This is a genomic window from Pseudomonadales bacterium, from assembly GCA_024234435.1.
Classification (GTDB): domain Bacteria; phylum Pseudomonadota; class Gammaproteobacteria; order Pseudomonadales; family Porticoccaceae; genus JACKOF01.
Map to the genome: position 1 here is coordinate 1,903,196 of JACKOF010000001.1, position 25,987 is coordinate 1,929,182.

20 protein-coding genes are annotated in these 25,987 nt (G+C 47.8%); 5 read left to right on the plus strand and 15 right to left on the minus strand.

The genetic code is table 11. The annotated features are described in order from the left end of the window. The first annotated feature begins 29 nt into the window (after positions 1–29). On the plus strand, positions 30–2,486 hold the full coding sequence (locus tag H7A02_08770) for a TonB-dependent receptor (GenBank protein ID MCP5172343.1): 2,457 nt from the start codon (positions 30–32) through the stop codon (positions 2,484–2,486). Between the two features lie 544 nt (positions 2,487–3,030). Here the strand turns inward: H7A02_08770 and H7A02_08775 are convergent. From H7A02_08775 to H7A02_08820, 10 genes are all read right to left on the minus strand, one after another. After that, entirely contained in the window at positions 3,031–4,287 is a 1,257-nt protein-coding gene (locus tag H7A02_08775) for an MFS transporter (GenBank protein ID MCP5172344.1), read from the minus strand. Between the two features lie 85 nt (positions 4,288–4,372). Then, positions 4,373–5,338, minus strand: a complete 966-nt coding sequence (locus H7A02_08780; GenBank protein MCP5172345.1) for an EthD domain-containing protein — start codon at positions 5,336–5,338, stop codon at positions 4,373–4,375. A gap of 52 nt (positions 5,339–5,390) precedes the next feature. After that, positions 5,391–6,065: a glutathione S-transferase family protein gene (locus H7A02_08785; protein MCP5172346.1), complete on the minus strand. Its 675-nt coding sequence runs from the start codon at positions 6,063–6,065 to the stop codon at positions 5,391–5,393. Positions 6,066–6,100: 35 nt separating this feature from the next. Beyond that, positions 6,101–7,504 (minus strand): FAD-binding oxidoreductase, encoded by a 1,404-nt coding sequence (locus H7A02_08790; protein ID MCP5172347.1) that lies wholly within the window; start codon positions 7,502–7,504, stop codon positions 6,101–6,103. Between the two features lie 55 nt (positions 7,505–7,559). Continuing rightward, on the minus strand, positions 7,560–7,874 hold the full coding sequence (locus tag H7A02_08795) for a Rieske (2Fe-2S) protein (protein MCP5172348.1): 315 nt from the start codon (positions 7,872–7,874) through the stop codon (positions 7,560–7,562). Between the two features lie 54 nt (positions 7,875–7,928). Then, positions 7,929–9,128, minus strand: a complete 1,200-nt coding sequence (locus H7A02_08800) for a cytochrome P450 (GenBank protein ID MCP5172349.1) — start codon at positions 9,126–9,128, stop codon at positions 7,929–7,931. A gap of 73 nt (positions 9,129–9,201) precedes the next feature. Then, positions 9,202–9,618, minus strand: coding sequence for a nuclear transport factor 2 family protein (locus H7A02_08805; GenBank protein MCP5172350.1), 417 nt, complete (start codon positions 9,616–9,618; stop codon positions 9,202–9,204). Positions 9,619–9,759: 141 nt separating this feature from the next. After that, positions 9,760–10,521 carry an SDR family oxidoreductase gene (locus H7A02_08810; protein MCP5172351.1) on the minus strand — a complete coding sequence of 254 codons (762 nt, stop codon included), beginning with the start codon at positions 10,519–10,521 and terminating at the stop codon, positions 9,760–9,762. A 31-nt stretch (positions 10,522–10,552) separates the two neighbouring features. Continuing rightward, positions 10,553–11,956, minus strand: coding sequence for an aldehyde dehydrogenase family protein (locus tag H7A02_08815; GenBank protein ID MCP5172352.1), 1,404 nt, complete (start codon positions 11,954–11,956; stop codon positions 10,553–10,555). A 177-nt stretch (positions 11,957–12,133) separates the two neighbouring features. Beyond that, on the minus strand, positions 12,134–15,673 hold the full coding sequence (locus H7A02_08820) for an indolepyruvate ferredoxin oxidoreductase family protein (protein ID MCP5172353.1): 3,540 nt from the start codon (positions 15,671–15,673) through the stop codon (positions 12,134–12,136). Positions 15,674–16,287: 614 nt separating this feature from the next. Between H7A02_08820 and H7A02_08825 the strand changes: the two genes are divergently transcribed. The 4 genes from H7A02_08825 (at position 16,288) to H7A02_08840 (ending at position 21,476) form a co-directional block, all read left to right on the plus strand. Further along, a complete protein-coding gene (locus H7A02_08825; GenBank protein MCP5172354.1) occupies positions 16,288–18,663 on the plus strand; it encodes a TonB-dependent receptor in 2,376 nt (791 codons plus the stop codon). A gap of 132 nt (positions 18,664–18,795) precedes the next feature. Then, entirely contained in the window at positions 18,796–19,728 is a 933-nt protein-coding gene (locus H7A02_08830; GenBank protein MCP5172355.1) for a hypothetical protein, read from the plus strand. A 22-nt stretch (positions 19,729–19,750) separates the two neighbouring features. Next, complete coding sequence (locus tag H7A02_08835) at positions 19,751–20,914, plus strand: phosphotransferase family protein (GenBank protein ID MCP5172356.1); 1,164 nt, start codon at positions 19,751–19,753, stop codon at positions 20,912–20,914. Between the two features lie 4 nt (positions 20,915–20,918). Then, positions 20,919–21,476, plus strand: a complete 558-nt coding sequence (locus H7A02_08840) for a hypothetical protein (GenBank protein MCP5172357.1) — start codon at positions 20,919–20,921, stop codon at positions 21,474–21,476. Positions 21,477–21,616: 140 nt separating this feature from the next. Here H7A02_08840 and H7A02_08845 read toward each other — a convergent pair whose 3' ends face one another. The 5 genes from H7A02_08845 to H7A02_08865 form a co-directional block, all read right to left on the minus strand. Next, positions 21,617–22,381, minus strand: a complete 765-nt coding sequence (locus H7A02_08845) for a response regulator transcription factor (protein ID MCP5172358.1) — start codon at positions 22,379–22,381, stop codon at positions 21,617–21,619. 343 nt (positions 22,382–22,724) lie between these two features. Next, positions 22,725–23,825 (minus strand): AraC family transcriptional regulator, encoded by a 1,101-nt coding sequence (locus H7A02_08850; protein ID MCP5172359.1) that lies wholly within the window; start codon positions 23,823–23,825, stop codon positions 22,725–22,727. Positions 23,826–23,920: 95 nt separating this feature from the next. Next, positions 23,921–24,598, minus strand: coding sequence for a nitroreductase (locus H7A02_08855; protein MCP5172360.1), 678 nt, complete (start codon positions 24,596–24,598; stop codon positions 23,921–23,923). A 103-nt stretch (positions 24,599–24,701) separates the two neighbouring features. Next, positions 24,702–25,121 (minus strand): DUF4345 domain-containing protein, encoded by a 420-nt coding sequence (locus H7A02_08860; protein MCP5172361.1) that lies wholly within the window; start codon positions 25,119–25,121, stop codon positions 24,702–24,704. Between the two features lie 34 nt (positions 25,122–25,155). Beyond that, positions 25,156–25,977: an SDR family oxidoreductase gene (locus H7A02_08865; GenBank protein ID MCP5172362.1), complete on the minus strand. Its 822-nt coding sequence runs from the start codon at positions 25,975–25,977 to the stop codon at positions 25,156–25,158. Between the last annotated feature and the right edge of the window lie 10 nt (positions 25,978–25,987).

The window sequence follows — 25,987 nt, forward strand, 5'->3', positions numbered from 1 at the left end:
AATAATTAAATGAAAGAGGGGACATATTAATGAAGATAAACACATCTCATCTTTTTCCACTTCGTGGAAAAGAGATGGCAACCGGACCTGCGCCACTGCGCGTAGAGAAAAAGCCGCTGGCAAAACGGATTAGTGTCAATTGTGCGGTCGCCGCATTAAGCACATTATTCCTCGCCGACACAGCTATGGCGGCTCTTGAGGAAATCGTTGTTACCGCACGTAAGAAAGAAGAAAGCCTGCAAGACGTTCCCGTCACGGTAAATGCTGTGAGTGAGCGCACCCTTGATGCTTTAAAAATTGATGAAGTTGAAGAACTGACATCGCTGGTTCCAAATCTGACCTTGCAAACATCTGCCGGTGTCGGCTCCGGCTCTTCTGTCCGCCTGCGGGGTATCGGTAACGATGCCAACAGCGCTGCATTTGATACTGCCGTGTCCTTTAATATCGACGGTGCTCAGTTCAATACCGGGCGTATTATGCAATCGGCAATGTTCGATGTATCACAGGTGGAGGTTCTGAAAGGGCCACAGTCTTTGTTCTTCGGTAAAAGCTCTTCTGCTGGCGTAATCACCCTGAGGTCCAACGACCCTACTGATGAGTTTGAAGCGGAAATTGCCGCCTCTTATGAATTCGAAGAAAAAGGCCAGCAAATAGACGGCTTTATTTCCGGCCCGTTGTCGGACACCGTAGGCGCAAGGCTGGCATTTCGTGCTACCGAAGTTGATGAAATCGTCAAGAACACTGCCGGACCAGCCATAGTTGGTGGTGCCGATGGCGGTGGCACCTTTACTGCCCCATCAAGCTCACAGCCAAAAAGCTGGCGCGGCAACGAGTCCCAGGATGTTCGCCTGACTCTGACATGGGAAGCCAGTGACAACCTGAATTTTAACTTCAAGGCACACACTGGTGAATACAAACAGGATGGTATTAACCTGTTGGCTGACCTGGTTTGTTTGCCAGGTAACTCCTTCACTACCGGCAGCATTACGCCCATCGGCGCCTTGCCATATGAAGCTGATTGCGATGCGCTAGATGCAGAAGTTCAAATAGGCGATATGGGAGACCTTCTCGACAACGGCGGAAACCTGTCTGACGCAAAAGGCAGCAGGCCTTTCTTTGAGCAGGAAATTACCAATATCACTCTGAAAGCGAACTACGATATTTCCGATGAACTGACACTGGTCTCGGTATCCAACTGGTTTGATATCGAAAGTACGGGCAGTGACACCTTCACTTTCACTACAGCTCCTGTCGGCACCACCCCTTATCAGCAAAACACTCGCGAGAACTGGTCTCAGGAGTTCCGTCTGGAAAGCGATCTTGGCGGCTCATTTGATTTCGCGGTTGGCGCTTACTATCAGGAACGGGAGCTCAGTTTTAATGTCTCTCAAAATCCTTTGGGCCTAGCCTTTGTTGCCGGACTTGATAACGGCTCTGCTCTGGATTATTACCGTGAGCACACCACTGATACCGAAGCCATTTCTTTCTTTGGTAATGTGATATTCCGTCCTACCGATACTATCGAAATCTCCGCCGGTGCCCGATGGAGTCGCGAAGAGCACGAGAATGATGTTGATATCATCCTGTCACACTTCGCTGGCACAGGAATCCTCACACCAGCAGGATCAACAGCCTCCGCAAAATTTACCGATGAAAATGTGTCACCGGAAGTGACTATCTCCTGGCGGCCTCAGGACAACCTCAATTTTTACGCCGCCTATAAAACCGGCTTTAAATCCGGAGGTATCGATAACAGTCTTCTTCCGATCGGCCCAATCAATGACGCCCGCTTGGAAGCAGAAGCCGTCTTTGATTCAGAAGAAGCAAAAGGTTTTGAGTTTGGTATGAAAGCCGACCTTCTGGACGATACCATGCGTTTAAATCTGGCTGTCTTCCATTATGTGGTTGAAGATTTACAAGTTCAGACCTTTGATGCCACAACTCTGACATTCTTTACCGGTAATGCCGGTGAATTAACCAGTGATGGTATTGAAGCAGATCTGACCTGGGAACTGGCTGAAGGCCTGACACTGACCTCAGTGCTCACCTACACTGACTCTCGCTTTACCGATGATTTCTTTGCCCCTAACAGCGCTGGCGGAGAAGACAACATGGATGGCGAAGATGCGACAGGCAACTCCAAGTGGGCAGGTACGGTTGGCCTTGATTATTCCTACCCCATGGATTCAGTAGTGCTTAATCTGACTACCCGCGCCAACTTCCGCAGTGACTTCCGCGCGGGTAATTATCTGGACTCCTATCACCAGGGCGGCTTTACCAAATACGATGCGTCTTTCAGTATCGAAGATATCGACGGTACCTGGCAGCTGGCATTGGTGGGACAGAACCTGACGGACAAGCGCACTGTTAACCTGCAGGTAATTGATCATCCCAATGGTGATCCCAACACCGCAGGTCGTCTGAACCCGATCGTACAGATCAGTCACGGGCGTATCCTGTCTCTGGAAGCAAAGTACCGTTTCTAAAAAGTACCGTTTCTAAAAGGGTATTATTTTAGTTGACTAACACTGGACCCTGCTGCGATTAACACCTGCGCAGGGTCTTCGTTAGAAAAGATCGCAACAAAGAGCAAACACAAAATATCCCACGTTTTAACCTCTAGTCATTGACACATTCATGACTCCTCTGCCGGCTGACCCCTCTCTCACAGCCGGTATTTTTTTGGCAAAATTCTGGCTTCTTCTTACTTCTCCAACAGATACCCTGAAAACATCTCTGTAAAAAATCAAACTACTCGGTTCTTACTTTGCGCCTAGACCTCTCCACAGACACCGTGACCATTGGCAATAAAATGACGGCCGCGCTAAACAGGGCTATTGATACAGGCGCTATTTAATACAGCTACCTATTAAATACAGGTACTGTTTAAGCAATTGAATTTTCAATGTAAAAACATCAAAAAATATTACACAGAAGAACATTACGAATGACTAAAAGCTGTGCATCAAAAAAACAGCAACAAAGCTTCGCTATCACAGGGAACTGCAATGTCCCCCGAAGAGATCGTCGTCAAGTAACTCGTTCACGGCTACCCTTTTTCGGTAACCAGAGGCAACTGATCGCAGCCAAAACAATAAGACAACCGCTGAAAATTAAGGGCAACTGATAGTCACCGGAAACATCGTACAAACGACCAATCAGATAAGGGCTGATACCATAACCCAACGCAAAAATACTGTACTGCCATCCGTATATCGCGCCGTAGTGGCGACGGCCAAAATAGCTGTATGTAAGGTACGCCAGTAAATCAATTTCTGCGCCCGCAGCCAGCCCTAACAGAGCCACAGAAACATAACTCACGCCAAGCCCAAAACCCCAGAGTAAAAACATGCCTAATGATGACAGCAACAACACCGAAATTGTCACCAGCACGGTTGGTAGCTTATCCAACAGATAGCCTATCCCCATGCGGCCAATCACACTCGCCACACCAACTACCGAGGCCATTTTAGCCGCCTCTAATTGGTTGACGCCCAAATCAATAAACAATGGCACCAGGTGAATCACTATTCCAGCCATACCCGCAGCCATCGCAAATGACATAAGCGATAACACCCAATAACCTCGACTACGTCTGGCTTCGCTGTGAGACATCCCTTCTTCGGCGGGGGCGATTAACACATCTTCCGAATCGCCTGTCGTGTTATCTGTAGCATTGTGCAGCGCTGGATGTTGTGAACGAGGACGAAAGCCAAACCAGACAATAGGGGCCGTTAGCATTGCGATCCCTGCAAGTGCGAAGTACGCCTCACGCCACCCATAATCTGCAGTAACATGGGCCACTAAACGCGGCACCCAAAAACCGGCTATTCCGGCACCGGTAAGCGCAATACCCAGTGCCACTCCTCGTGCCGCCTGAAACTCGGTAGCCACGGGTCGCACCAGCACAATGGGTGTAGAACCAACACCAAGCACAGCAACCAGAAAATACCCTATCCAGAAATGATGTAGCTCACGCATAAACGAAACCATCACCACTACCGCAATCGCATAAGCAACCAGGCTGACAGCCCCAACAACCGCAGCGCCATAGCGGTCACATAAACGCCCGGCAATAGAGCCCGTAAAAAACAACGCCAGAGTAAGGGATGTAGCACCGAGAGAGATATCACCACGAGACCAGCCGAATTCAGCCTGTAAAGAAGGAATAAAGGCTCCAAGGCTGTAAACCATCACTGCAGTCATCCCGGCTGTTGAACCTATCGCCGAGGCATACAGTAATCGCTGAAGACTAATCAGTTCTCGGCGTTGCAGGGTATTTAACATGCGGTACGATCCGTTATTGTGGATTTATTATGGCTTCGTATTGTATGAGCTTTAAATGATAATCGCTCCATCAAACTGTATTTGATTATTGAGCGGCCTTTCCAAACACAGCCTCAAGTACTGCGCTACTGCGTTGATTATCCGCGCCAACACGCTGAATAAGCTCCAACGCAGGCAACCCTCGGAGACCTATTTCACTGATATGACCATCCACTACCATCGCGTAACGCCTTCCTGCAACGTACACAAGCTGCAAACGTGTTTGGACTCCTTTAGCAGAAAGGCTGAATTGATCAGTATGACTTAGGCACTCAAGGGCTGTTTTGCGATCTGGAAACTGGAATTCGATCGAGGCATGCATAACCTGAGATGGGCTATGATTAACTCCCGGAGCGGGCCAGGCAGCCGCGTTGTAGGGCTGGAAAGCGTTCATTCGCAAACGCTGTAGCGTGGGACAACTTACCGGTAAGCCTTTGAGTGTTGTGTTTAACGAGACATTAAATGCATCGAGCGTTTCGTCTTCACCTTTTGCCAACAACATCACCAACGCATAACCAGATTCGTCTTTAGCTAACTCCGCCAGCGGTGCGTCAGTCATTAATGTTTGGCTATCGCCAGGAGAAACCGCATAAAGATAACTACTGGCAAAAACATTCTGCTCATCGTGTTTAATCAACTCAGCCTGGGGGCTGGCAGCCAACCCCATGATGGCCTCTTCGCTGCAGAAACTGACATCGGCAAAACCCTGAATCGACTCGATACTCTTGTTGTCATCCATTGGCACCCGACGAAGTGTGGTCAGCTCCCCATCAAGATGATACTGACGGTAACTCCAGAAGCCTGGAATACGAGTAGCCAGCATGCCATGAATGTCTCGCCAGTAAGCATAAAAATCGGCGTCAGACAGCTCTGCTTTTTTTGTCAGCAACGCAATCGTTGCGTAAGGCCCGGCCCTTCTTTCAACGCACTCGGGAATAACTTCCGAGCCGGACGAATGGAAAGAGATCAGTAGAAAAAATAGTGTGACAAAATAACGATTAATCGTTTTCAATTTGCGTATTCCTCCTACCTTAACAGTTCCCTGTTAAACGGTTATTTGAAGTTTACTGATCTTGAGCTGCTGCTTCTGCGGCTTTCTTTTCCAGATACGCTTGCATGGCTCCGTCTCTCTGAGCAACAATTTTGTCAACGAATTTAACACCATTAAGTTTATCCAGATAACGAGCGAGAATGGGACGATTAGCCAACAGGCTCCAACCATATTGCTTTTCGGTAACCAAAGCCGCCAATGCGAGCGAAAAAAAAGTGTAGAAATCCGCTACACTAAAAGGCTCGTCGTGAAAAAACTTATTGTCTCCCAGCAAAATATCGACAGCATCCAGCCCACGTTCCATCACAGGACGCACTTCGCTAACCGCAACTGCTTCGTTCTCCTGCCCCCAAAACACGCCGGGAAACAAACGTCTGGCGGGGGACTCTACATAAAGCTCTACAAACTTCATCAACTGCCGCTGGCGTGCACGCATCAAAGCATCACCGGGAAAGAGAGCTGGCCCTGGAGTCACTTCATCCAGGTACTCCACTATTGCGGAAGTTTCAGAAATACTCTGACCGGCATGAACAATATACGGAATTTTTCCCATCGGACTGCGGGATAGAAACGAGGAATCCATTGACGCACCGACATGGAATTCCTTATGCATTAAGTCCTTAAAACGCAAAGCCGCTAACACCGTGTTGTAGCAATTGCTAACTGGTGAACCATAGATTTCAATCACGCTGACCGGGCTCCCTATTGGCGTTACTAAAAACTTCAGGATATCGCACAAGAAGGCGAATCAAGAACTTTACCCGGATTTAAGACACCGTTCGGATCCAGCGTTCTTTTTAATACTTGCATTAAGGCAATCTCATCGGCATTTCTGGACAGACTTAAAAAATCTTTCTTCTCAAGGCCAATTCCATGTTCTGCCGAAACACTACCGCCAATACTTTCCAACGGCTCGTAAACACAGCGTTCAACTGCACGAATAGCCGAAGGGTCACGACTCCCACTACCGGCTGCAATATGCAAGTTGCCATCCCCCACATGGCCGAGAAAACAGATGTTCCCTTCCGGCCACTCGGCATTAAAACGCCTGCGAACCTCGCACATATAGGATTCCATATCACCAATCGGCATACTGACATCAAATGCCTGAAACGGCTGAATATCTCTTACAACATGTTCGAGATCTTCTCGAATCTGCCAGAGAGCTTCCCTGTCTGCCTCTGATTTGGCCACCACTGCATCGGCAATAATGCCTTCCTCCAATGCACGAAAAAGCACTTGCTCGAAATGCTCCGAATCCTTGTCGGGATCAAACCCCAGAGACTCGGTAATAACATAATAAGGGTAGTCGCCATCAATGGGCGCGCCATGCCGCCCAGGAGAAGTATTGATTTTGTAAAAATCTTCATCAATCACTTCGAAGGCACTAAGGTTGCCGCCCAAATTTCTGTCCATATAGCGGAGAAAATTCGCAACACTGTCGAAATTGTTTAACGCCACCATAGCGGCATTGTCACTGAGTGGCTTTTCGTAGAGGCGCAACACCAGGCGGGTAATCACCCCCAACGTGCCTTCACTGCCCAGAAATAGCTGCTTAATATCGTAACCCGAGTTGTTTTTCAGCATTTTGTTCATTGAGCTGATAACCGTACCATCCGCGAGTACAGCCTCTACACCAAGAACCAGTTGTCGCATCATCCCGTAGCGAATAACTCTGATACCGCCTGCATTGGTAGAGGCGTTACCACCGATTTGGCAGGAACCTCGGCCGCCCAGATCAAGGGGAAATATAAGATCGTGATCTTCAAGCCTGTCCTGCAGGGTATGCAAAATCACCCCCGCCTGCGCCGTAACCGTGCGGTTAACAGTATCGATTTCCTCAATTTGATTCATTTTTTCCATCGACAGAATCAAATCATCCGCTGTCGTTTGGGTCGCTCGCACCCAGCCTGACATACCACCCTGCGTTACCACCGACTGGCCAATACTGTTACAAAGCTGAAGAACTAACGATACCTGCTCAGTTGTACCGGGGCGCACCAATAGCTGACTTTCAATCTTGTCCATAAAATAGCCGGGGTATCGCGAAGTGACCTGCTCCCCCTCTAAAACGGAGGCATCACCAACGATTTCACGAAGGCGCCGAACCAGCTCCGCACGAGGCATAGCGGGCGCAGAAACACCCTTTTCTATTAATTCATTACGGCTGAGATCCATAACATCAGTCCAGAGTTATCTGGACATTATCTCCCTCAACTGAGACAGCAAAGGTTTTCTGACTCAACGAAGGGTCCATCAAACACTCTCCGCTTTTCAAATCGTACTCCCAGCCATGCCATGGGCAAGTAATAACACATTCTTTTTCTATCACTTCTCCACGACACAACGGACCACCCGCATGACCACAGACGCCATCAACAGCGTAAAAAGTATTGTCGATATTCACCAGAGCAATCACTGTTTCGCCGTGCTCAATTTTGTGAATTTTGCCGGATTCAAATTGGTTGACCTGACCAGCAGTAATCAATTCAGGCATTGCTGCTCTCCTCTTATTAGATTTTTATTCGGTACCAACCCGAAGGTTAGCTCATTAAGACAGCTCATAACGCACAGGCAAGGTCTTCGGACCGCGCGCGAAGTAAGAATCAATCCACACGACTTCTTCAGTCTTTTGAATAGGCTCAAGCACTTTAAAGCGATCAAACAATTTGTTAACCGCAATGGCTGCTTCAAATTTACTGAGATAAGAACCCATGCAGAAATGTGGCCCGCCACCAAAGGTCATATAACCACGAACGTCACGGCTGAGATCGAACTTGTCCGGGTCAGGATATTTATTGGGGTCCCTATTAGCGCTACCCAGCAATGGCATCACAAGGGCATCTGCGGGAATTTTCACACCGCTCAATTCCACTTCGCAATTGGTGTGGCGAAATAAACTTTGTACGGGCGAGTTAAACCGCAACTGCTCTTCCAGTAATTGTGGAACCAGAGACCTGTCTTCACGCGCTTTTTGGAAATCTTCAGGGTGATCATGGTAATAGGCGAATAGCCCGCCCAACAGGTTTGTTGTGGTTTCAACGCCGCCGATCAACAACAGAATAGACAGGTTAATCACTTCGATTTTGCTGAGGCGATCGCCATCCACTTCCGCTTTAATAAAAGAGCTGATCATGTCATCGCCCGGGTTTTCTGTACGCTCATCAACTATTTTGCTGAAATAAGCACGCAGGCTGTCGGAAGAGTGTTTGATCTCCGCCAATCGCTCGTCATCGTAGATAGCACGATTAGAAGCCGCCAGCAGATTGTCCACCCAATGTTTAAAATCCAGCCGCTTTGATTTATCAATTCCGAGCATTTCTGCGATGACACTTACGGGAAACAGCGCTGCGAAATCCCAGGCCATATCAAAAGTATTGTCAGCATTAACAGCGATCGCGTGATCAACCAGCTCATCACTGATGGCTTCAATTTTTTCTTCCAGCTTTTTCAATTCTCGTGGCAAAAAGGCCTTCTGAGCCAGTGTGCGAGTGCGAAGGTGGTCCGGTGGATCAAGGGAAATCATCGGTTGGACTTCTGGCGCGGGGTCGTATTCACCCAATAAAATTGGCCAGAATTTTGAAGACGAATATTTATCGGCCTCGCTTAGCACCGTGACAATATCATCGTAGTCTGCCAGACAATAACCTTGCAGAGCATCTGACCATACAACCGGGGCTTTCTCCCTGAGCTGCTCGTAAAAAGGGTATGGATTTTGCTGAAACTCGGGATCCATCGGATTAAATTGCATTTTCTCTACCTCAAGCGATGAATCCACCGCATAGTTTTATATTGAACCTTTCATCGAAAAGACGCTTAACGTCTTATATCTTAATCACGCCGAGTGTCTTCAAAATACGTACGAGATCCCAGATACTCTCTTCACGAATAATTTTTCCGTCCTCATTCCATTCCATTAGCGTCATGCCGCGAGTTTCCGTTTCTATACCCGCCGCAGGAATGCCTAAAAAATCGTCTGCGTGTTTTGCTTTCCAGGTCCATTGAAATGTACCCCGGCGTTCGTCCCCGGCGTAATCAAACACGTCAAAGTCATCGTATTTCACTGCCGGATTTGAATTATCAAATACTGAGAAAAACTCACGAAGTGCTGCTTTATCGTTAACAATTTCCAGCTCAAAGTTAATATCGATAAAATAAAACTCAGGTGAGTAAAGGCTCATCAAATCATCTAGCTGACGATCAAAACGTTTAATCCAGGCCTGCGCCCAATCTTTATTCATTTGTTATACCCCTTATTCTCGAAACAACTGTTTATCTCACTATTATCGGCCTGAGTTTAGCGGCTCGACCGATAACCAAAATAGCTCAGAAGGCCAACCAGAAGCCCTTTGAGACAAAAGCGCACCTTGCCCTTACAAAACTCATTTTAATAAAACGCCGCCATCCAGAACGGTGATCTGACCAGACAGAAAAGCACCTGCTCTACTGCAATAAGCAATACACAAGCCACCCATATCTTCGGCAGTTCCCAGACGTCCTCGTGGAGTAGACTCCACAATGGCGTCCTGCAATCCGGGCTGCGCCGCAAAAAAACCGTCGGTCATTTCACTGGGGAAAAATCCAGGTGCGATAGCATTCACGGTAATATGTTGACTGGTTAAATCACTCGCCAGCGTACGTGTAAGCTGATGCAACGCCGCCTTGCTCGCGCCATAAGCGTAGGCCGTATTACTGCCACCCATAATCCCCGCAATTGAACCGATATTAATCACCCGTGCAGGGTCTTGTGCATTACCCGCGGCTAACAGCAGCGGCATTAATTTCTGCACCAGAAAAAACGGTGCTTTGATATTGAGCCCCATGACGGCATCCCAATCGTTACTATCAACAGCATCGATAGGTGCACCGGAAAAATAACCTGCGTTGTTAATCAAAATATGTAGCTTTTGCTCTTTGCTTTTGATTGCTTCAACCAGTTCATCAATGCCTGCTTCGCTGGAAAGATCACAGCCAATTGCTTCATGACCTGATGTATTACTTGCCGAACGCGAAGCGACGTAAACTTTACATCCAGCTTTAGCCAATGCATCGGCTATCATTTTGCCAATGCCCTTGTGCCCACCAGTGACCAGTGCCACTTTTCCTTCCAGACCAAACAACGAAGTCAGGTAATTGTTATCCATTTGATGACTACCCACAGTTAATTCCCCACAACTATTTTTTAATGCTGATCACTTTCACATTGGTATATTCCAGCAGACCTTCACGTCCGGCCTCGACTCCCTGCCCGGAGCATTTGCTGGTAGGAAAAGGAATGGCGGGGTCAATCGCACAGTGCTGATTAACCCACACAGTGCCAGCTTCAATTCGATTCGCTATCTCACGAGCCTTGGCAGCGTCTGCCGACCAAACCGAACCGCCAAGTCCGAAGGGTGATGCATTGGCGCGCGCTACCGCATCATCAATATCACTGTACTTAATAATAGGCAGAATAGGGCCAAAGGGTTCTTCGTCCACCAATCGGTCTCCGTCTGTCACATCACGCACTAGTGTTGGCGTCACAAAATAGCCTTTGCCCTCTGGCACTTCGCCGCCACAGATAATTTTGCCGGTTTCTCTGGCTTCACTCAGGAAGCCTTTCACCTTCTCAAACTGCGCAATATTCTGAATCGGGCCAAACTGAACATCAGGGTCCATTCCATTCCCGGTAACTGCCTGCGATAACCCGGCAGCCAACGTTTCACACACCTGATCGTAAATAGACTCATGCACATAAAGGCGCTTGATGACCGCACAGATTTGCGCGCTGTTGAAAAAAGCACCAAAAATAATGTCCGGCGCAATCGCCGCCACATCCACATCTGGCAACAAAATAGCGGCGTCATTACCACTCAGTTCCAGGGTTACTTTTTTCAGATTGCTGGCCGCAGATTCGAGAATTTTACGACCGGTAACCGTCGAGCCGGTAAAGGCTATTTTGTCGACATCGGGATGGCTAACCAGTGCAGCCCCAAGATCATTGTTGTCCGTGATAATGTTGACAACACCGGCTGGAAAAATATCTGCCATCAACTCACCCAGTTTAAGCGTCGATAACGGCGTGGTCGGGGCAGGTTTCAAGATGATGGTATTCCCCGCCAATACTGCTGGCGCCAGCTTGTTAATTGCCAGATATAAGGGAGCATTCCAGGGCAAAATTGCGGCGACGACACCAACCGGAATACGGTGTAATTCCACACGTATGGCGTCATCCTCATGAACAACATCCGCATCCAGATTTTGCTCACTATAAAATGCACAACTTTTCTGAACCAACTGCGCCTCAAAATGCGCCAGAGGCAATGGACGACCCATTTCCTGGGTAATAATCCGGGAGATCTCTGCTTCGTGCTCCGCCACCACCGCGCCGAGTTTTTTCAGACACGCAGCACGCTCTTTCAATGGCGTCGCGGCCCAACCAGGCTGTGCCTTTTTGGCCGCACTAACAGCTTGATCAAGCAACGTCTGATCAGCTACAGGACAGCTGGCAACAACAGTTTCATTCGCCGGATTAATAACATCAATTGCTGAAGCGCCATCAACAAGCTGGCCCCCAACCAGAAGCTTAAAACCCATAATATCCCCTTAATCCTATTTTTCATTATTGAGCTATCGGGGTGGTTAATAGTCAGCCCCGTATACCGGCCATAACCTTACGTGTCATAACCACAAAAACTGAATGGCTAATCACCACAACAGGGCGCAGAACGTGACAAATGTCGTTAAGCTGTTCCGAGATAGCTTTAATCCAAACCCTTACGGTTCAAATATTTCCACCACCTCAACCGATGAAGCCTTGCTCTCAATTACGCCACTCTTTGCTTCGTTACTGTCGGCGTCAACACCATTATTCTCAAACCGTTTCCAGAGCCGCGCCTGAATTTGTTTTACTGATTTCAGGTGCCGTTCTTTAACATGACCATAACCACGAATTTGCTCTGGTAACGAGGCAATTTCCACAGCCGTATCATAGGTATTCGGCGTGACTTCACGAACTAGCCTGGCAACTGTATCGAAATACTCAGCAACGAGCTCTCGCTCCATTTTTCGTTCTGCGGTATACCCGAATATGTCAAAAGAGGTACCCCTCAAGAACTTCAACCGGCTTAACAGCTTGAACGAGCGAAGCATCCAACTGCCATACTCTTTCTTTTTAGGTAACCCACTGTAACGGTCGGTCTTGGAAAGCAGTGGCGGCGCCAGATTGAACTTCAATTTAACATCACCCTGGAAAGTTTCGGTGAGCTGGCGCATGAACTCTGGCGAGCTATACAACCTGGCTACCTCGTATTCATCTTTATAGGCCATTAGCTTGGCTCCATAACGGGCTACCGCCAGCGAAAGGGCTTGAGCCTTTTCTGGAAAGCCCGAATCAATAGAAACGACACTGTCCACCAAATTTTTATAACGCTGCGCGTATCCGGCATTCTGATAATTGCTCAACAAGTCGCTGCGATAAGCCACAACCTCTTCGAGTGACTCAAGTTTCGCTACTGGTTCTATACGATGGACACTATCCAGCAAAGCTTCCACTTTTTCGGGGGCATGAACACAGAGTCGACCCAGATTAAATGCTTCTATATTAAATTTAACAGCGACCCCGTTAAGCTCAATAGCACGCTCGATAGCCTCGACCGACAATGGCAGCAAACCGAGCTGACAGGCATAACCAACCAGCATCATATTTGCAGCGATAGAATCTCCGGAAAGACTTTGCCCCAAACTACTGGCATCCAGAGGAAACACTGAATCCTCTCCCACCATTTCGATAAAGCGATCAAGCAACTCACGGCTATTGAACTGTAAATCCGGGTTGTACTGAAATGCGGCGGTCGGCATCACTCGGGTATTGGCAATTATTTTTGATTTATTTTGACTAATCGCTAATAGCGGTTCTGCTGATTGAGCCGCCACCATATCAAAGGCAAGAATCAGATCACCCTCACCCGCCCCCAAACGCTGGGAACCGATATTATCGCGACTGTCGGCAATACGCAGATGGCTGTATACCGCACCGTTTTTCTGCGACAGGCCCGTCATATCAAATACTGACGAGTGCTTTTGGTCCAAATGCGCGGCCATTGCCAGCACCGAGCCAACAGTAACCACACCTGTACCACCAATACCGGAAATCATAACGCCATAACTGTTTTCAATAGCGGGTAATAAAGGTGTTGGAATATCAGCAAACAGATGCGCACCAAGCTCCGCCTTTTCAGGCTTGCGTGGCTCGCCACCCAGCACCGTAACGAACGATGGGCAGAACCCTTTTACACAGCTGTAATCTTTATTACAGGTAGATTGATCCACTGCACGTTTGCGACCCAGCTCTGTTTCGAGGGGGACAAGGCTGACACAGCTGGATTGCACCGAGCAATCACCACAACCCTCACAAACAGCGGGGTTAATAAACATGCGTTTAGCCGGATCGGGAAACTTTCCACGCTTGCGGCGACGGCGCTTTTCCGCGGCACAAGTCTGCTCATAGATTAAAACCGTTAAACCGGGAACCTCGCGCAAACGGTTTTCGATTTCCAGTAGATCATCACGATGATGCACCTTCACACCTGGCGCAAGGCCACTGGCCTCATTGAAGAGGTGAGGCCTGTCAGAAACTACCACACACTCTTTAGCACCTTCCGCCAACACCTGACGTGAGATTTCACCGACGGTCAAATTGCCCTCTACTGGTTGCCCACCCGTCATCGCCACTGCATCATTAAAGAGAATCTTGTAGGTAATATTCTGTCCGGAAGCGGCGGCGGCTCGAATCGCCAGCAAACCCGAATGATAATAAGTACCGTCACCCATATTCTGGAAGATATGCGGCAACTTGGTGAAGTGCGCCAGACCAATCCACTGCCCACCCTCACCACCCATATGGGTGTTGGGCATCATATAGTCATGGTGATACAGCGCCATGGCGTGGCAGCCAATACCACCCGCCGAATAACTGCCATCCGGTTTTTTAAGGCTGGAATTATGCGGGCACCCAGAGCAGAAGAATGGCGCCCGACTAATTGAAGCCACAGGGTTCTGGTCAGCAAACGTCTTCTCTGCACGAATAGCCTCTGCATGGCGACGAATGTCTTCATCTACCATCTCGGCCCTTAACAGGCGCTGAAAAATAGCTAACGCTACTTCAGATTGATCTAGCTGCACATCCTCCGGCAGCAATTGCTGACCCTTGTCATCCTGCTTACCACTGATGCGCGGCGCATTATCGGAGCCATAAAGAATATTGGTGGCTTGAGGCTGAACAATGGCACGCTTTTCTTCGATAAACATCAATTCGTCGTGGTTCTGTGCAAACTCTTTCAATCCCTCCGGTTCCAGAGGCCAGACACAACCCACCTGATAAACCGATATGCCCAGGCTCCTGGCCCGCTCACGATCAATACCCAACTTGGTTAGCGCCTGAAGTGTATCCTGTGTCGCCTTGCCAGCCGTGACGATGCCAAATTTGCGCTGCGGAGAATCAATCAGAATCCGATTGATATTGTTAGCCCGCACAAAACGATGCACCAGCGGCATCCGGTAACGGGTCAATACCACGTCACTGCGTTGGCGATCGATATGTGTGGAAACAAAATGAATCCCTTCGGGAGGTAACTCGCCTTTGTCTGGATATACAAACTGGTAGCGAGAGGAATCCACATCGACAGTAGCGGTCAGTTCTAGCGTTTCGTTGGTGGCTTTAAATGCCGTGTAGAGACCGGAATATCGCGACATGGCAAATCCGGCAATACCGAAATCCAGGCAATCCTGCACATTGGCAGGCGCAAGAATGGGAATACCACAATGCATCAACGCATGTTCACTCTGAGCTGCCATCGTGGAAGATTTACCGGCGTGATCATCACCAGCAACAACCAACACACCACCGTTTGCGTGACTACCACCGTAGTTCCCGTGCTTTAATGGATCACACGAGCGGTCCACTCCGGGCGCTTTGGCATACCAGATAGCAAATACGCCATCGACGGTCGTTTCCGGCGTATCATCAAGTTGCTGGGTTCCCCATACGGCCGTCGCAGCAATGTCTTCATTCACACCAGGCTCAAATACCACCTGATTTTCTTCCAGCAGCTTTTTTTGACGCCAAAGCTCCTGATCATAACCTCCAATGGGAGAGCCCCGATATCCCGAGATATAGCCCCCGGTATTGAGGCCCGCAGCCATGTCCAGTGCTTTCTGTAATAGCGGCAAACGCACCAGCGCCTGGGTTCCGGACATCAATACGGTTTTTTTGTCAGCGACGTATTTATCTTCTAGTGCAACCTGTCTGAGAGGCATAGGATTTCCAACTGTAGTCTTTATAGTGTTATCACTATAGAACTACACCCGGATTTGCCAAATAACGCTGAAAGCCGCCGCTTGGCCAAACGTGACAAATTATTCGAATATTCAAGCCTAGTATTCTGCGTTCACTATGAACAGTCCCGGATATATTGCCTGTTAATACACCCTCGGCAGCCCAACGTTGATTTGTTGCGCCTCTATATCCTGGGCGTCGTTACCGATTGTTAAGGGTTCACCCTAATATCTGGAACAATAATGATTGCCAATTAAATGGAAATTGTGCTTAAAGGACATCAATCAGATCTTAACGTCGATGATATTTATTGTCTGTCAAGCCGCTGAATAGCCGCCTATTCTAATCCACTCCTTATTCAAAATTGACGTAAATACGTCTGTTTCAGCCTTGGCTAGAGAAAGATATTCTTCTTAGGGTGCGTTGTGCGCAATTAGTTTGATTTCTTCACGGCAACCATAAGCTAAAGGGAGCTTGCAAAAAAGCAACCCCATAATAATGGTCAAACCCCTCGCACATCACATTATTGACAATAAAAACTTGCTTCTTTACCTAATCACAAAAGAAGTTTTTTCATTATGAGGGAGACAAAAACATGTTCGCTAAACGCAAACAAATATCAACAATAATTGCACTGAGTGCTACTTTGCTAGCGTCAAGTTCAGCCTATGCAGCACTCGAAGAAATCATCGTAACGGCAAACAAAAGGTCAGAAAGCGCTAATGATGTAGGTCTTGCCATTTCTGCAGTTTCCGGTGATAAAATTGCAGAACAAAAACTTACATCAATCGAAGATATTGCCTCTGCTGTGCCAGGGCTGGTTTTTTCTTCAAGCACAGGCAATACACCTATTATCACTTTGAGAGGCGTAGGATTTAACGAAAGCTCTGTAGGTGTTTATCCAGCAACAAGTATTTATATAGATGAAGCCCCGCTTCCCTTTCCTGTTATGGCTAGCCACACGGCTTATGATCTCGAGCGGGTGGAAGTCCTCAAAGGGCCTCAGGGCATTTTATTTGGGCAAAACTCCACTGGTGGCGCTGTTAACTTTATTGCTGCCAAGCCCACAGATGAGCTCTCTTATGGCGGCGATGTTAGTTACAGCCGCTTTAATAAAAAAGAAATAAACGGTTTTGTTAGCGGACCATTAACTGACAAGCTTGGCGCACGCCTGGCTGTAACCACAGTAGACTCTGATGGTTGGCAAAAAAGTGCCAGCAGAAGTGATGAAAATGGTGCTGAAGAATATACCGCTGCACGTTTAATCCTGGCTTATGATCTAAATGACACCGCTCACCTGTCTCTTAACGTCAATGGCTGGACTGATAAAACCGAACCCCAAGCTCAGCAGTATGCGGCGGTAAATCCTCAGATTCCGTTTGACCCAGCTCTTGGTGCGCCCCCAGTAAATCTGGCACCTTTATTGGCGGCCCCGTTCACTAAAAAGGACCCCCGTGCAGCTGATTGGTCTGAATCCATATCTCCGAAAGGCGACAGAGAGTTCTATCAAGTAGTCGTGCGCGGCGACTTTGATCTGAATGAAGATATGACCTTTACAACCCTTGCTACTTATAGCGAGTTTAAACAAGATCAAATGACCGACGGCGACGGTTTGCCATTAGTACTATTCGATCTTGATAAAGGTGTAGCTGACGTTGACTCTCTTATAGTTGAAGCTCGACTTACTGGCGAACAGGATTCACTCCGCTGGATTGTTGGTGCCAACTACGAACAAAGCAATACCTTTGAAGACCAAAATTTAAGATATACAGACAGTACCAACTCCACAGATGTTCAACTGTTTATTAATTCGAGTGGCGTTACCCTAGATCAGGAAATTGAAACCTACGCTGTTTTTGGTAATGTTGATTTCGATCTGTCTGATGTACTAACTCTGAAAGTAGGCGCACGGTATACCGACTCCACCATTGACGCTGAAAACTGTGGATATGGCTCTGGTGACGGCGCGGTAAACACTCTATTTGGGCTGCCCGTTGATTCAAGACCGCCCGTTTGTTACACATTCTTCCCGGATTTTTCAAATGGCAAACCATTCGTGGAAGAACTGTCTGAAGACAATGTTTCCTGGCGTGTTGGTATCGATTATCACTTCAATGACGATACACTTTTATATGCCAATATATCTAAAGGCTATAAGTCAGGTAGTTTCCCCGCACTTGCTGCGGCAGGCACATCTGCTCTGGCACCTGTTGTACAAGAATCTGTACTCTCTTATGAAGCCGGTATGAAAAGTTTGTTCGCCGAGGATACGATTCAGTTAAATACGGCTGTGTTCTTCTACAAGTATGAAGACAAACAGTTACGCACCAAGGTTCTCGACCCCACTTTTGGTTTTTTGGACACGCTTGCGAATGTTCCGAAAACAGAAACACTTGGTTTTGAAGCGGATTTAACTGTTCAGGCTACCGATGAGCTGACATTTACAGCCAGTATTACTTATCTTGATTCTGAAGTAACAGAGTACGGCCCGGCGGACCAGGCGACCAGCTTTGCCAGTGAAAGAACCGGCGCTCCCGGCAGTTTTTCAGTGGTTGAATTTGAGGATTTCTCCGGTGATCCAATTCCGTTTACCCCCGAATGGACTTACACCCTTGATGTAGATTACCGGGTTGAACTGGATAACGGCGGCCTGTTATTCATGGGTTTGAATCTTACTGGCCAGTCAGAATCTGACGCAGCATTTGGTGCTGGACGTATTGGCTGGACACCCACACAAATGGCCAGTGGTGCCAGCTCTATCACCGAAAATTTCTATGAAATGGATAGCTACGCGGTATTAGGTGGCCGTCTAGGTTATGAGTCCAGTGATGGGCAATGGAAGGTAATGCTGTGGGGCAAAAACCTGACTGATGAGTATTATGTCACTAATGTTATTGGCGCATCTGACTCAACAGCCTGGTTTGCAGGTCGCCCAAGAACCTACGGCCTGACCGTAAGTTACAAGTATTAAAAATCCCGGCGAGGTTCTTTGAGAACTTCGTCGGGCAGTTTAATGACTCATAACGGGCGAATCGGCTATGACTGGCTCGCCTTTTTTTTGCCCCCAAAAAGCGACGCACTATCGTTTGTTTAGGAGTTTTAGATGACAGAGCTTACTACCGAATACATGGCAGAGAATATCGAGCGCCTGATCTCCAATCCGGATATTCCCAAGTGGAACCAGAGCTTTTATTTCAATTTTTATGATCGTCACCAGAAAACAGGCGGGTTTTTCCGCATAGGCATTCTTGAAAATGTGGGTGAAGTGAATTGTTTTGCAATCTTCTTCCGCGACGGCAAACCGTTGTTTACCCGCCTGAATATGAACCTGCCTTACACCAATGATCGGCTGGATCCGGGGATAACCGTTGCGGGTATCACCATGAAAGCGATCAAGTCGCAGCAAACGGCGGTGGTAAAAGTGGAAGCCGAAGACTTTTTTGCCGAGCTGGAATGGGATCTTATTCACCCCATGGGTGACAGTATCGCACTGAGTAATCTGGCGGATGATGATGCCATTGCCCGGGAGTTATGCTACGTGCACCCGGAAGGTTTCTGCCATGTCACCGGTGACATCAAGCTGAGGACGGGGGAAACCATTACGATTAATGACAAAGGGTTTCGTGACCTGAGTGTAGGCCCCCGCAACTGGACTGGCTTGCTTCACTACCGCCTGGCCTGGCCCATTTTTGATAATGGTATGGCCTGCGTCGCAGTTCACGGCATCACTACCGGAGGCGACAGTTACCAGAAGATTCTGCACGACGGTGAACGCTGGCTGGCGATTGATAAGGTGGAAGAGAAAATCACCTTTGAAGATGACGATATAGGCTTCAAACATGTTTACTGGAAGCTGACGGATGAGACTGGTCGTGTTTGGGAGTTCACGGGTAAGCCTCTGTTCCGCTGGCAGTTCCCCTATGACTCCTTTATGTTTGTCGAACAGATGATGGAATACACACTGTCGGATGGCACCAAGGGGTATGGCATGGGCGAAGGCGGTTTCAGCTTTCCATGGCAGGGTAACGGTAATTGATGAATCAACCAGGTTAACCGATATGAACATAAAGCCAGCCAGTGTATCCGGCGAGACATTATCGATAGAGCCCAGAATCGAGTACATTTATGAGCGCAAGCTGGTTCACCGCCAGCAGGGACCTTATTCTCCCAGAACCAATGAAGAAGTTGAAGCGGGACTTCTCCGCCTCTTCCATGCCGAAGGCTTGAGTGATGTTGTGATCAGCAAACTGGCCCGCATGACGGGCGGTGCCTCAAAGGAGCAATTTGCCTTCACCCTCAGTCATCGCCAACAACCAGAGCCACAGCGCTATGTTTTACGGATGGATCCACTGGAGGGCATTGTGGAAACCTGTCGCTTACGGGAAGCGGAATTGCTCAACGCGTTGCAAGGTGTTGTGCCGGTTCCGCCAGTGCTATCCGTTGATCCTGAAGGTGATTACCTCGGCCTGCCGGGTGTGATCACCCAGTTTGTGCCGGGTGTGACCAAGCCGACGGACCAGGCGAGCCAGAGTGTGTCAGGTATCGGTTCCAGCTATGGTCGTTACGCTGAAATCATTGCACCGCAATTCCTGAATATTCTGGTGTCACTGCACTCTAAAAATGACTGGGATAAAGCGTCATTACCCTCATTTTCAATACCCAAACCTAGCACTAAAGAAGCAGCTATGTACCAAGTCAACGCTTGGTCCAGAGTCTGGCGGGATGATTTTGTTGAGCCTGTGCCCATGATGACGTTGACTGAAAACTGGCTGCGGGAAAATGCACCGGTCTGCGAAGCCCCTTGTCTAGTTCATTGCGATTATCGTTTGGGCAATTTTATGTTTGAAGAGCCCTCCGGCAAGATCACCACCATTCTGGATTGGGAGCTGGCCCACTTTGGCGACTTCCACGAAGACCTTGCCTGGATACTGCAAAAGCTGTTTGGCACATGGAGTGAGCAAGGCGATTTTCTGGTGTGCGGGTTAATGAAAAGAGACATGTTTATCGATCAGTACCAACGTCTGTCAGGCCGTACGATCAACCCGGATACGTTGCGTTACTACGAAGTGCTCAATGCCTGGAAGTGCGCAGTGATGGACTACAGCAGTGCCATTATTGCTGGCAAAAACAGCAACAATCATCAGGATCTATTGATTACCTGGCTGGCATCAGCCGGTGCCGTGTTTTTGGATCAAATAGAAAAATTGATACGGGAGGCTTAAGCGCATGTTACCGGATATTTCAATTCGTATTAATAATTTGATCAAAGCGATGGAGAAGACCATTGCGCCGGCCATTGATCCCGATAATGGTCTGGCAAAAGAACAGGCCGCGCTGGTGGTGAGCCACCTGAGAATGCTCGATCAGCAATGGGATACCGCTTATCTGTATGAAAAGGGATCCTATGAAAATATGCGCGCACTGAGCGCACATCTCGTTTCTCTTGCTGAAAAATATGAGCCTGGGAAAAGTACCACATTGGAACTTTCTGAAACTTTAGGCACTATGCCTGACGAATTGCCATTAACTGTTAGCGGCATTAGCACCTTAACTGCTAATTTGGGAAATATTGTGGATCGGGTGATCACGGATTGTTTTCGTAGTGGGAGTGAAACGTTCAAAACTGCACTTACCAACATAGTTTTAGATTACAACGCTAAACAATCGGCTCGAGAAAGAATCTGGTTTGGGGCTAATAAGCTTGATCCTGATATCACCGATTTATCAACTATGGAAGAAATGCTGTTTACCAATGTTTATAAATTCACAGCACACACAACCTAACCGGAAAATACTGTCATTTTTCCATTAATAAGGACTGAAAAAACAAAGAGCTCAAGGCCAGCTGATAACCTCTCAACTTATCAGCTGACTGCATTAGGAAACGAGGGGTTTTAAGCGCAAGGAAGCACTGCCGTCCTGATTTAGATCTCAAATTGAGCCGTCGAACTGACTCTGGCTACCAAGGCAGTTCGATTATTAACCCCAAATTTCTTGTAAATACGCCGGAGATGGTTGTCCACTGTAAAATTAGACAAAGACAACGCAACCGCGATTTGTTTATTGCTTTTCCCTTTTAAAAGTTCATATACCACTTGTATTTCGCGATTAGTCAGCAAATCCGCAGGACCTTTGAGGTCATAAATCAACGTATTTTGTGAAAACCCCGACTGAAAATTTCTAACGGACTCATCAACTATATACATACTACTTTCACGCAACCAGTTTTCGATTGCAGGCATCGCTCGCTCAATGCGCAAATGCTTCTTCCGGTCTAAAGAATGCATCCCTACTACCAAAAAGATATTATCGGATATTGCATACACGCTTGTTGCTGTTTCCATATACCCATAGGGCTTAAGGTGCTTCCAATACTCTGTGCTATCAACCATTCTGTCATGAAGGTCTTTAATACTGGGGTTCTTTTTCTCTAAATTCACTGTAGTGTAACTCTTACAACTCCGGCGAATAGATTTTAAATGAGGGAGCGATGGATCAAATTTGTATAAGAATTCTGTATACAAATTCATTGCCTTAGAAGGCTGGCCATGATGGAAAATAAATGACACCGGTTTTTGCTCTGCTAGACGATTGTCATATAGCAAAAGGCAAATGCCATCGGACTTTGCCTTATAACTTACTTGTTGCGCATATGAGCTATTTTCTAGTGAAAAATTATACGATTCCATTGATCACCTCTCCTGACTGCCAGCAGGGTACTGACAAGCCTATCACCCATTTAAAGGCATATTCCCTTACTTTCTATTTATTTAGTATGACTAAACTCAAACTTTTAATATACTTTTAAAACAAATAGTTACAATTCCATGGTTCACCAGATTATAGCGTAAATATTAAGTATTATTACATCTTCGAATAACACCATTCGATTCGACACCGATAGGCAATCACCAGTCGAGAGAATGGATATCGCAAAACACTCAGTTCTAAAATGGTACGCGGCGATACACAATATTTTCTATAGTCGAAAACCGATGGCAAATGGATCGGTGCGGAACAAAAAGAATGGCGCTAATTCAACCTGCCTGGATCCACTGGATCAGCTGACTCATCCTCGAGATCATCACCCATCAGGTGAGCTTGCTGGGCACGCCAGTCGCTGGGACGCGTTCCAGTCCAGCTTTTAAAGGCTCGGGAAAACGAACCGCGATCAGAGAAGCCCAAACTATAGGCGATCTCTTCAATGTTCATTTCGGTATGCTTCAGGTAAGCGTAGGCTTGCTCTTCTCTGAGCTGTTTAAGAATTTCGTAGAAAGTCGTATTCTCTTCGGTAAGGCGCCGGGCCAGAGTACGCTCGGTCATCGCCATACTCTGCGCTGTTTCAGCCCGACTCGGCTCTCCATTGGGCAGTTTAACCAACAATACTTGTCTGACACGCCGGGAAAACCGCCCTTGAACGCGGTCCTGAAGATATCTCGCTGCAAGCTCATCAAGAAGAGAGGCCAACTCTTCGTTTGCACCGGGAATGGACCGGTCCATATCCTCGGTTCTCAAAACCAGTGAATTAATATCTTGCTGGTAATTGATTGGGCAGCGAAAAAGCGCTTCGTACTCCGTCGGATCATTAACCGGTGAATGAGTAAAATTAACGGCCAACGGAACCAGTTCGTCGTGAGTTATCCATCGGCAGTACTCCAGAAACCCGGCAAGTACGGTGTCAAAAGCCTGATACAGAGGAACTGTTCCTCCGGTTTCCAGTGCAATTGAAAGCTCACATTGCTGATCATCTTCGGTAAAGCTAACAACCGCAGAATCTGAAACCAGCCGGGCAAATCGGGCAAAACGCTTCGCCGAAGAACGCAAAGTGTCACTACAAATCATGGCCTGTCCGACGACATGCAAGCTTGAAGGGCGAATATGCTTGGCGACTTTGAGACCAAAATTCTCATCACCGGTTTCAGCAATTGCCAGCCGCCATAATTCAGTGACCTTTTCCTGACTGTAACGATAACCAAAGTCTTCCAGGTGACTATGATCAAGCCCCACACTTGCCATTAACTGCTTGTAGTCGACTCCGGCTTCCGTCATGGCGTGAGCCATAGCAAGCACATAACCGGACAGAGCGGTACGGGTATTCGCGGATGTAATGGGTGGCTCAGTTAGCTTGATCATGCAGTGCTTATTATTATGTGCTCACAATATAAACACTATTCTAGCGGAGGGGGGCTGGCAATGAAACAAATCAAAACCAGGCCAGATTTCCAGTTTCAGGAGTGGAAATAAACAAAATCCGCGAGATTGCCTCTATCTGTGGCACATTCGTTTATATCAGCACCAATGTCTTCAAAACCAAAAGAAATACCAAATACCAGCTTTTGGGAGGCATCAACACCCAGGGTTTCACGAACCGGGTCCGACAGAAACCCCAATGCTGTCTGCGGGCAGCTCGCCAAGCCATGCGCTGTCATGGAAAGCATCACCGTCTGCGCGTACATGCCCAGGTCACAGGCTTCTCGCAAACCAAAAGGCTCTGGCAAAAACAGAAACGCAACATGGGGCGCACCAAAGAAAGTAAAATTTCGTAACAGCGCTTCCTGCCGTTGTTGTTTGTCAGCGCGGGGAATGCCCATAGCTTCGTAAAGCGCATTGGCGGCTGCATATTGGCGCTCTTGATAAACCCCCTGATATTTCCCATCATAAGGAAAATCCAAACTGTGCTCGCCTCGCAAAAAACAACCCGGCAATACCTGACGCAAATTCTCAACAGCTTGTCCCGAGGCGACATGCACTTGCCACGGCTGAGTATTGCAGTTGGAAGGCGAACGCAATGCGGATTCAAATACTCTTTCAAGCAAATCCGCTGGTACCGGCTCGTTACGAAAAGCCCTGATCGACCGTCTTTGATTGACAATACCGGTGAAAACGTCGGCCATCTCTGCATTCATCTGAATCAATTCCAATTGAAAATTTAAAAGAAAAAGGCATCACCAGAAGGTAACGCCCAAAATCATTCACTTTCCGGATTAGCAATACCCCATAAACGGGTGGTTACAACGGGTCGCTTTTCATCACCTTATGCTGCCATAACAGCAACGCGGGCATCACGGCAAGCTCTATCACCAGAGCAAACACAATAAAGCCGGGACCAGCTTCTGTATCCGGCATACCAACCTGAGCAACCGAAATAACGCGGGCAATACCGCCGATAAATACGACTAATAACGCACCACGAAGAATATTTGCGTACTTCTGTAAATCTTTAACGCAAACCAGCAGCAACGCACCGTAGCTGATCCAGACCGTTCCCAAAAAGCGTACCTGGCTATCGAGGACCGAATCGCCAAATGCCTGCGCCGACAAGCCAACGCCAATACCCTGCCAGGCAGAAGGGCCCACAATGACATCCATTACACCGGTAATGATTGGCAGTAATGCCCAAATAATGATCGCAATTTTAAATCCTTTCATCAGCTTCCCCTTTTTAACATTATTATCAAATTGGCTAAACGGCGGTATAACCGCCATCCAGTGTTAGTTCGGCGCCAGTCATAAGTGAAGAAGCATCAGACAACAAATAGGCCACTCCGTTGGCAATCTCGGGAGCGCTGCCAGGACGCCCCATTGGAATAACCGCAGAGAAATAGTTAGCTGCTTCCTCTACATCGGCAAAAGTGCCCATATCCACCATCGTCTGCAACCCGGTCAGCGATACACCCGTATCCATAATACCGGGGTGAATCGAATTACAGCGCACGTTATAACCTAACCGGGGCAATTCGGTTGCTATCGATTTGGTCAGCAACCTTACCGCACCTTTGGATGCACAATAAGCCGAATGCAACGGTCCGGCAACCTGACCGAAAATAGACGACACATTCACAATGGATGACGCACTTCCTTGCTCCCCGGCGTTCTTCAACATTGGCAGAAATGTCTGAGAGCCGATAAACACACTATCAACATTAATGCTTTGGGTTTTTTGAAACATTTCCAATGTGGTTTCAGTAAATGGTCGATGCAACATAATGCCCGCATTATTCACCAACCCATGCAAGAGTTGCCAGCGTGGCTCCAGCTGTTCATAGAGTTGTTTCCAGTCGGCAGCACTGCTCACATCATGCCGAAAAGTAAGGGGGCGAATCCCCCCTTGTTGCTCTATCTTGTCTACTGTCGTTTGCAGGCCAGCCTCGTCAATATCTGTTATGGCTAACTCGGCCCCCATTGCCGCCAACACAGATGCCATCTCGGCACCTAATCCCTGAGCGGCACCTGTGATTAAAATTTTTCGATTACTTAAATCAAACCCTGACATTGTTTTCCTCATGTAAATTCCT

Excerpts from the sequence above, each read along its gene's own strand:
- H7A02_08845 (MCP5172358.1), bottom strand. The coding sequence starts at position 22,381 with ATGGAATCGTATAATTTTTCACTAGAAAATAGCTCATATGCGCAACAA.
- H7A02_08790 (MCP5172347.1), bottom strand. The coding sequence starts at position 7,504 with ATGCCTCGTGCGGAGCTGGTTCGGCGCCTTCGTGAAATCGTTGGTGAT.
- H7A02_08805 (MCP5172350.1), bottom strand. The coding sequence starts at position 9,618 with ATGAATAAAGATTGGGCGCAGGCCTGGATTAAACGTTTTGATCGTCAG.
- H7A02_08830 (MCP5172355.1), top strand. The coding sequence starts at position 18,796 with ATGACAGAGCTTACTACCGAATACATGGCAGAGAATATCGAGCGCCTG.
- H7A02_08850 (MCP5172359.1), bottom strand. The coding sequence starts at position 23,825 with ATGATCAAGCTAACTGAGCCACCCATTACATCCGCGAATACCCGTACC.
- H7A02_08795 (MCP5172348.1), bottom strand. The coding sequence starts at position 7,874 with ATGCCTGAATTGATTACTGCTGGTCAGGTCAACCAATTTGAATCCGGC.
- H7A02_08835 (MCP5172356.1), top strand. The coding sequence starts at position 19,751 with ATGAACATAAAGCCAGCCAGTGTATCCGGCGAGACATTATCGATAGAG.
- H7A02_08825 (MCP5172354.1), top strand. The coding sequence starts at position 16,288 with ATGTTCGCTAAACGCAAACAAATATCAACAATAATTGCACTGAGTGCT.
- H7A02_08770 (MCP5172343.1), top strand. The coding sequence starts at position 30 with ATGAAGATAAACACATCTCATCTTTTTCCACTTCGTGGAAAAGAGATG.
- H7A02_08800 (MCP5172349.1), bottom strand. The coding sequence starts at position 9,128 with ATGCAATTTAATCCGATGGATCCCGAGTTTCAGCAAAATCCATACCCT.
- H7A02_08860 (MCP5172361.1), bottom strand. The coding sequence starts at position 25,121 with ATGAAAGGATTTAAAATTGCGATCATTATTTGGGCATTACTGCCAATC.
- H7A02_08820 (MCP5172353.1), bottom strand. The coding sequence starts at position 15,673 with ATGCCTCTCAGACAGGTTGCACTAGAAGATAAATACGTCGCTGACAAA.
- H7A02_08810 (MCP5172351.1), bottom strand. The coding sequence starts at position 10,521 with ATGGATAACAATTACCTGACTTCGTTGTTTGGTCTGGAAGGAAAAGTG.
- H7A02_08840 (MCP5172357.1), top strand. The coding sequence starts at position 20,919 with ATGTTACCGGATATTTCAATTCGTATTAATAATTTGATCAAAGCGATG.
- H7A02_08865 (MCP5172362.1), bottom strand. The coding sequence starts at position 25,977 with ATGAGGAAAACAATGTCAGGGTTTGATTTAAGTAATCGAAAAATTTTA.
- H7A02_08775 (MCP5172344.1), bottom strand. The coding sequence starts at position 4,287 with ATGTTAAATACCCTGCAACGCCGAGAACTGATTAGTCTTCAGCGATTA.
- H7A02_08855 (MCP5172360.1), bottom strand. The coding sequence starts at position 24,598 with ATGAATGCAGAGATGGCCGACGTTTTCACCGGTATTGTCAATCAAAGA.